The sequence below is a fragment of the Brevibacillus sp. IT-7CA2 genome, assembly GCF_949767855.1.
In the GTDB taxonomy this organism is placed as follows: domain Bacteria; phylum Bacillota; class Bacilli; order Brevibacillales; family Brevibacillaceae; genus Brevibacillus.
Window position 1 is genome coordinate 1 of sequence record NZ_CATKQT010000023.1, and the last position, 8,148, is coordinate 8,148.

General features: G+C 44.8%; 5 protein-coding genes. 3 read left to right on the forward strand and 2 right to left on the reverse strand.

What is annotated here, in order from left to right:
- The first annotated feature begins 83 nt into the window (after positions 1–83).
- Entirely contained in the window at positions 84–1,358 is a 1,275-nt protein-coding gene (locus ACM6JA_RS16285; RefSeq protein ID WP_414853147.1) for an MFS transporter, read from the forward strand.
- A 61-nt stretch (positions 1,359–1,419) separates the two neighbouring features.
- On the opposite strand, the gene ACM6JA_RS16290 is transcribed toward ACM6JA_RS16285, so the two are convergent.
- Entirely contained in the window at positions 1,420–2,784 is a 1,365-nt protein-coding gene (locus ACM6JA_RS16290) for an ATP-binding protein (protein ID WP_414853148.1), read from the reverse strand.
- On the reverse strand, positions 2,781–3,506 hold the full coding sequence (locus tag ACM6JA_RS16295; protein WP_414853149.1) for a response regulator transcription factor: 726 nt from the start codon (positions 3,504–3,506) through the stop codon (positions 2,781–2,783). The genes ACM6JA_RS16290 and ACM6JA_RS16295 overlap by 4 nt, the downstream gene beginning before the upstream one ends.
- A gap of 560 nt (positions 3,507–4,066) precedes the next feature.
- Between ACM6JA_RS16295 and gyrA the strand changes: the two genes are divergently transcribed.
- Positions 4,067–6,610, forward strand: a complete 2,544-nt coding sequence (gyrA, locus tag ACM6JA_RS16300) for a DNA gyrase subunit A (RefSeq protein ID WP_414853150.1) — start codon at positions 4,067–4,069, stop codon at positions 6,608–6,610.
- A gap of 166 nt (positions 6,611–6,776) precedes the next feature.
- A complete protein-coding gene (locus ACM6JA_RS16305) occupies positions 6,777–7,862 on the forward strand; it encodes an HD-GYP domain-containing protein (RefSeq protein WP_414853151.1) in 1,086 nt (361 codons plus the stop codon).
- Positions 7,863–8,148 lie beyond the last annotated feature (286 nt).

The following is an 8,148-nucleotide window of genomic DNA, read 5'->3' on the forward strand; positions in this document are numbered from 1 at the left end:
GCCATCCAGCTCGGATGGTTTTTTTGTACTATTTGAAGACTGAAATTTCCGACGTATTATTTCGAAAAAGGAGTCATGTCATTATGAAACGAGCTTCTTCGAGTCGGCTCCACTACGCCTGGATCATTGCGGGTGTCACCTTTTTCATTCTTTTGATTGGCGCTGGAATTCGCTCTGCTCCTGGCGTATTTATGGTTCCTGTTGAACAAGAATTTGGCTGGAGTCGCTCTTCTATCTCAATAGCGCTGTCAATTAATCTATTGCTTTACGGATTGGTAGGTCCGTTTGCAGCAGCAGTCATGGATCGATTCGGAATAAGGCGTATCACGATTATTGCCCTTATCCTGTTAGCATTGGGTTCCTCCCTCACTACTTGGATGCAGGCCTCCTGGCAACTGACTGTACTTTGGGGAGTCGTTGTTGGACTGGGTTCAGGATGCACGGCTTCCGTATTGGGAGCGATGATCGCAAATCGATGGTTTGTGAAGCAACGAGGATTGGTTATGGGTATATTAACAGCGAGTGGTGCAACAGGACAGCTGGTATTTCTTCCTCTTCTCGCAAGCTTGGCTGAATCAGAGGGCTGGCGTACGGCATCGTGGGTGATTGCAACAGCAGCGCTGATCTTGGTTCCGATTGTGGCTGTCTTGATGCGTGATCGACCAAGTGATAAGGGACTTCAGGCATTTGGCGCGACAGAAGTTGATCAAGAAATAGAAGACATCAAGCAAAACCCTTTTCGTGCAGCTGTTGATGGTTTAGTAAGAGGATCTCGTTCCTTTGATTTCTGGTTGTTGGCTGGCAGCTTTTTTATTTGCGGTCTCTCTACAAATGGATTAATCGGTACTCATTTTATAGCTGCTTGTATGGAGTACGGCATTCCAGCGGTAACGGCTGCAAGTTTACTCGCTCTCATAGGTATCTTTGACATTATCGGAACAACATTGTCGGGATGGCTATCGGATCGCTTTAACAATCGTTGGCTCTTGTTTTGGTATTACGGTTTACGGGGATTTTCGTTAATGCTGCTTCCTGCAGCGCTATCCTCTTCTACGTTTACCTTGGGCTTATTCATTGTTTTCTATGGCCTAGATTGGGTAGCTACTGTTCCTCCAACGCTTAAGTTGACAACTGATATTTTTGGAAAACAGCAATCAGGAATTGTGTTTGGGTGGATATTGGCCGCACATCAATTAGGAGCTGCTGTGGCGGCTTACGGTGGAGGAGTCATTTATACCATGTTGAATAGTTACTTTCTCATGTTTATCATTGCGGGAATATTTTGCTTGATCGCTTCAGTCATGGTTATGCGAATTGGAAGGAACGCGCTCACGGTGAAAATTTCCGGGAACATGTAGCGGTAAAGATATCGATTGAAAGAAAAACACCCGAGTGGACACTAGATCACTCGGGTGTTAGTTAGTTTTCAGGCTGCGGATACAAGGGAAGGATGATGCGGAAAACTGCGCCGTGGAGTGGACCATTTTCTGCTTGGAGACGGCCGTGCGAACGTTCGATTATCGCTCGAGAAATAGCTAGCCCCAGTCCGACATCACCATTTTTTCCTTTCACAAAACGATGAAATAAATGAGGGAGAAGCTCTTCCGGGATGCCCTCACCATCATCTTGTACTTCTATTTGGAGTTGGCGTTTGCCTGGTTTGATTTCGATCGTGATCTGAACCTTGGCATGGCGCAAAGCATTTCCAATGATATTCAACAAGGCTTGAAGAAACTTTCCCTCATCGACGTACACTACGTCATTGATTTTAGTCGGATGTACTGAAATCGTTACATTGTGTTGGAGCTGCAAAGGGTGTAAACGCTCAATGGCCCGAGTCACCAGGTCAGTAGCGGAATGCCATGAGGGATCAAACAAATTCTCTTCGCCTTCAAGCTTGGCCAACAATATAATTTCAGTCACAATATGCTTCAATCGATTAGTTTCCTCTACGATGACATCAAAGCCTTTTTCAGCAGCAGCATCAACAAAAACGCCATCGCGAATTCCCTCGGCATATCCTTGAATGGACATGAGAGGGGTTTTTAGCTCGTGGGAAGCATTTTGTAAAAATTGCCGCTGGATTTCATGAAAACGATCGAGCTCTTGTGCCATGGAGTAAACACTATTCGAGACTTCAGCAATTTCACCGCGAGCAGGAATGAGTTGGACTTCGGAAAAACGCCGCGATTGAACCTTTTTAATTTCTCTCGTCAATTTATGGAGTGGCTTCACCATGCTACGGGTAATAAAAAAGCTGAGCAAAATGGTAGATACGGCTCCAATCAAAACGATGAGCAATATGCTATTCGTCATATCCATACGAATGTCTTTTAGTCCACGTACAGGAGAGGCCAGAATCAGTCGTTGCTTTTCGTCGTTTTTAAAAGCCAAGTTAACGACCACGTAATCATCGCTACCGACCATCCATATGTTTCGATTTTGCCTTTTCTCCGCTTTACGCTCAAGGGCATCCATCCACTCATTCAAATTAGAAGAAGGCAGGGACGTGTAGAGTACTTTTTTCTTTTTGCCTAAGAGTAAAACTTCTATCTTGCGATTGGAGACGAGAAGCTTTTCGAGTTCTGCGACTCCCTCGGTTTCAATCTTTGCATTCGATTCGTTCATTTTCTCAATCCAGAATCGCCCTTTTAGGTTTAATTCATTCTTTTGCTGCTCGATTAAATTATCCAGCAAAAACGAATTGATCAGGACAGCTGATACCCCCATGACAAGGCAGAGAAGAAGGGCGAACATCAACGTAATGCGAAATTGGATACTCATTCATCCTTCGTTCCTTCCAAAGTTCGCAGGCGATACCCAAAGCCCCAGACGGTTTCGAGAGGGATCTTGTCCAGCTTTTTTCGGATACGACGAATGAGATCATCAACCACTCGATCACTTCCAAAATAATCATACCCCCATATAAGAGAGAGCAGCTCATCACGGGAAAAAGCCCGATTCGGATGCTCAGATAAAAGACTGAGCACCTGAAACTCTTTCGAGGTCACCTCTACTTCCTCCCCAAAAGAAAATACCAGACGTTTTTCCTTATCTAATACAAGAGCACTGTTTGCAGCCTCTTCCGGATTCCTGTCTTTTGCAATGAAAGGGGATTCTTCTGCATGGGATTTCATCTGTTTCCAACGTTGGAGTGCCCGATTTACGCGTGCCACTAATTCACGAGGGCTAAAAGGTTTGGTGAGATAATCGTCACTTCCTAGCTCCAGTCCAAGAATCTTGTCTACTTCTTCGTCGCGAGCAGAAACCATGATGATAGGCGTTTCTGAGCCAGCACGAATACGTCGACAAAACTCATAGCCGTTCATACCTGGCAACATGATGTCCAATACCCATAGATCGGGGGGATTCTCTTGTTCTAAAGTAATAGCCTCTTCGGCTGATTCAACTGCAGTTGTAACATAGCCTTCCTTTTGCAGATAGGCTTCGACGATCTGACGAATATTGATGTCATCGTCTACGATAGCAATGTGAAAGGTCTTCATAGGATTCCTCCGCCAACCTTTAGATTCTCACTTTATTGTACATCTTCAAACGGACTTAAGCAGTTGTTGAAGGCATTTCCCACACTTTTCCCATACTTTCCTGCGTTTCTTACAAGTGTGTAAGGAAATTGAAACCCAAATCGATAGGACTACGTATTCATTCCCTGTAAAATCAAAGTACATTCAATAAACGGAGGGATACACCATGAGAAAACTACTACAGATGATCGCGATTACGTTCGGATTGTTAATCGATACGAAGACAATGATTCGCTCCTCCGAATTGGAAATGGTCGTGAAGCTGTAAAGATGATCATAAATACATGTAAAAAACATGAAATTCTAGGCGCCAGAATGTAGGGGCCTTTTTTGTTTTGTGTGATGACCCAGCGTGAAACAAAGGTGGGAAATTTAGGGATAATACAAAATTCGGGAGTGTACGACCAAAATCGGTGGGAAATCTTGAGGAAATGGATTGATTCAACTGGATTTTTTGGACGTGTCCTCTCTCTATATGGTATAATGAAGTATTGTGATAACCAGTTGGAGGTTTACCCTTTATGGCAGAAGAAACTGCTCGGTTTCCAAAAGTCAATATTAGCCACGAAATGAGAGAATCGTTCATTAGCTATGCGATGAGCGTTATCGTCAGTCGGGCTTTGCCTGACGTTCGCGATGGTTTGAAGCCAGTACACAGGCGTATTTTGTATGCCATGCACGATATGGGCCTTACTCCTGACAAGCCGTTCCGTAAATCGGCAAACGTTGTCGGGGAAGTAATGGCGAACTACCATCCGCATGGTGACTCTTCCATCTATGAAGCGATGGTACGTATGGCCCAAGATTTTAACATGCGCTACATGCTGGTTGAAGGGCAAGGGAACTTCGGTTCTGTAGACGGCGACCCGGCAGCGGCGATGCGTTATACGGAGTCGCGTTTTTCCAAGCTCGCGCTGGAGCTTTTGCGCGATATTGATAAAGAAACGGTCGATTTCATTCCTAACTACGATGGACGCAAAGAAGAGCCGGTTGTATTGCCTTCTCGTTTCCCGAACCTGCTTTTGAACGGGGCATCAGGGATTGCTGTAGGTATGGCTACCAATATTCCGCCGCATAACTTGACGGAAGTCGTTGATGGCGTCATTGCCATGATCGACAATCCTGATATTACGATTCAAGATTTGATGAAAATCATTAAGGGACCTGACTTCCCTACAGCGGGGGAGATTCTCGGTTACAGTGGTATTCGTCGTGCCTATGAAACAGGCCGTGGTTCCATTATTATGCGCGCCAAAACCCAGATTGAAGAGGATGGGAAAGGAAAACCGCGCATCATCGTAACAGAGATTCCTTTTCAGGTGAACAAGGCTAGACTCGTGGAAAAAATCGCGGAGTTAGTGCGCGAGAAAAAAATCGAAGGGATTACCGACCTTCGTGATGAGTCTGACCGCAAAGGAATGCGTATCGTCATGGAATTGCGCCGTGACGTCATTCCAAAGGTTGTATTGAACAATCTGTTTAAGCATACCCAAATGCAGTCTACATTTGGTGTGAATATGCTGGCGCTCGTTGACAGTCGTCCGCGTGTATTGAATCTGCGTGACATGCTCTATTACTATTTGGAGCACCAACGCGTCATTATCCGTAGAAGGACGGAATACGATCTCAAGCAGGCTGAAGCTCGTGCGCATATCTTGGAAGGCTTGCGCATTGCATTGGATCATATTGACGAGATTATCAGTTTGATTCGTTCCTCCCAAACCACGGAAGAAGCTCGCACAGGACTCATGGAGAATTATTCGTTGTCCTACGAGCAGGCACAGGCGATTCTCGATATGCGTCTGCAACGCCTGACTGGTTTGGAACGAGAAAAAATCGAGAACGAATACCAAGAGCTCATGGTAAAAATCGCAGAACTGCGTGCTATTCTTGCAGACGAAGCCAAAATCTACGAGATCATCCGCGATGAGTTGGGTGAGATCAAAGAGAAGTTTGGCGATGCAAGACGCACGGAAATTACTTTCGATGAGAATCATATCGAAGATGCTGATTTGATCCCAGAGGAAGATGTCGTAATCACCCTGACGCATGATGGTTATATTAAGCGTCTGCCTGTTTCCACCTACCGTTCGCAAAAACGTGGTGGACGTGGCGTGCAGGGGTTGGGAACCAAGGATGACGATTTTGTCGAGCATCTGTACATTACCAACTCGCATGATTACATCATGTTCTTCACGAGCAAAGGGAAGGTTTATCGCTTAAAAGGATTCGAGATTCCTGATCTGAGCCGGACAGCGAAAGGCACTCCAATTATCAATCTCATTCAGATTGAAAAAGGGGAGCGGGTAAGTGCGGTAATCCCTGTGAAGGAGTTTGATCAGGAGCATTTCCTGTTCTTCGCGACCAAGAAGGGGATTATTAAGAAAACCACGCTGGAGTCTTACGGAAATATTCGCAAAGGCGGACTGATTGCGGTCAACCTGCGCGAAGATGACGAGTTGATTGGTGTTCGTCTAACGGATGGCCAACAACAAATTATCATGGGGACTCACAAAGGCATGTCCGTTCGTTTCAATGAGGGAGACGTACGCACTATGGGACGTAACGCTACCGGTGTGAAGGGGATTACCCTTGACGACGATGATGATGTTATCGATATGGACGTTATCAAACCAAATGCAGAAGTGCTCATTGTAACGGCGAATGGTTACGGAAAACGGACGCCTGTAGATGAATACCGCATTCAATCTCGAGGCGGTAAAGGAATTAAGACACACAATGTAACGGATCGAAGCGGTCCGGTCGTTGGTCTGAAAGTCGTTGAGCCTGAAGAAGATCTGATGATTATTACCACTTCCGGTATCATCATTCGCACAGAAATGAAAGGTATTTCTGTGATGGGGCGTTACACGCAAGGTGTGAAACTGATCCGTTTGTCTGAAAACGAGCAGGTGGGATCAGTCGCCAAGTGTCCTCCGACTGAGGAAGAGGATATGCCGGATGAAGATGCGGAAGAGGGAATCGCAGATTTGCAAGACGGGGAGACTGTTGAAGCAACCGATCCTGTCGAAGCAACCGATCCTACCGAACCGACAGAAGAATAAAAGAAAATCACGACAAAAGCGTCCCGCATAATGTGGGGCGTTTTTTCGTGTAAGTGCAGAAAGTTTATCCCAACCAGCGCTTTTTTCCTGCAAATGGTTTGGGTTTGAAGTAAAATTGGGAAATGGATACTATATCATTAACAAGTTGGATCGGGTGGTGAGCAGGTTGCCCAATGTGGAAGTGAAACAACTGACTCTTGGAGCGAAATTGGCTGAAGACGTATTTACAGCATTGGGAGGCATTCTTTTTGCAAAAGGAACCCCTCTCTATGAAAGAGAAGTTCAATTTTTAGAAGCGTTCTTGATCAAGCAGGTACAAGTAGAGGACTCAGGAGGGACTTGGACTGACCAAGGTGAACCCACTAAGGTAGATACGCCAGAAGCTTCTGATAAGTTTACCCAAGCTAAACCTGTGTTTCAGGAGTCATTTGATAAAGCAGTGTCTACACTGAAAAATTTGATGACCCGCGTACAAGGCGGCAATAACATACCAGTTATGGAAGTCAGAGAAGTTGTTACGCCGATCATTACGGAGTTTCAGCAGCAACCACAAGTTATTCTCTCCCTTCGTTGCTTTGCAAGGATGGATAGCTATGCTTACGAGCATGCCATAGCGGTTGGGATTATTTCTTATATGATTGCAAAATGGGTCAAGGTGCCAGAAAAGGAATGGATGCAGGTCGCATTGGCTGGTACATTGCTCGATATAGGAAAAACGAAAATTGATCGGCGGATTTTGCAAAAACCAGGGAAGCTTACGCCAGACGAATTCGAAGAGATGAAGAAGCATACCGTTTATGGCTACCAAATTATTAAGTCATCCCACGGTTTAAGTGAAGGCGTAGCATTAGCGGCTTTGCAACATCATGAGCGAGAAGATGGTTCAGGCTATCCGCTAGGTTTACCTGGTTCTAAACTGCATTTATACAGTAAAATTGTCGCTGTGGCCGATGTGTATCACGCAATGAGTTCGGATCGTGTGCACCAAAAGGCATTGTCTCCTTATCAAGTCGTGGAGCAATTAGTGCAGGATAGCTTCGGGAAACTTGATCCTACCATTGTTCGGACATTTGTGGAGGGGATTACTCAATTCGCTGTAGGAACGCTAGTTGAATTAAGTGATGGAACTATTGGGAAGATCGTATTTACAGATCGTAATCACCCAACGAGACCAATGGTTGAAACAGGTGGAAAAATCGTAAACTTAGTCGAAGCTCGTCATTTATCTATTGTGAGAGTAATGGAACAGTAAGGAAGAGAGGCGAGTGATTCGCCTCTCTTTTAATATGATTTAAAGAAATTCAATTTTATTATAAAAACCTCTTGTGTAGTTTAAAAATACGTGATAAGATATTTCTTGTCGCTTCAGTTGAAGCAACACTTCAAGAAGAAAAGTTACATAAGCTCTTTACTTCTTGAGTTGTTTGATAAAGTATTGAATTGTCGCTGCTAAGCGGAACAAGATTTTCTAAAAAAACATCTTGCAAAAGCCTAGACGGCATGATAAGATAGATAAGTCGCCTCGAGAGAGACGAACA

Excerpts from the sequence above, each read along its gene's own strand:
- ACM6JA_RS16285 (WP_414853147.1), top strand. The coding sequence starts at position 84 with ATGAAACGAGCTTCTTCGAGTCGGCTCCACTACGCCTGGATCATTGCG.
- ACM6JA_RS16290 (WP_414853148.1), bottom strand. The coding sequence starts at position 2,784 with ATGAGTATCCAATTTCGCATTACGTTGATGTTCGCCCTTCTTCTCTGC.
- ACM6JA_RS16295 (WP_414853149.1), bottom strand. The coding sequence starts at position 3,506 with ATGAAGACCTTTCACATTGCTATCGTAGACGATGACATCAATATTCGT.
- gyrA (WP_414853150.1), top strand. The coding sequence starts at position 4,067 with ATGGCAGAAGAAACTGCTCGGTTTCCAAAAGTCAATATTAGCCACGAA.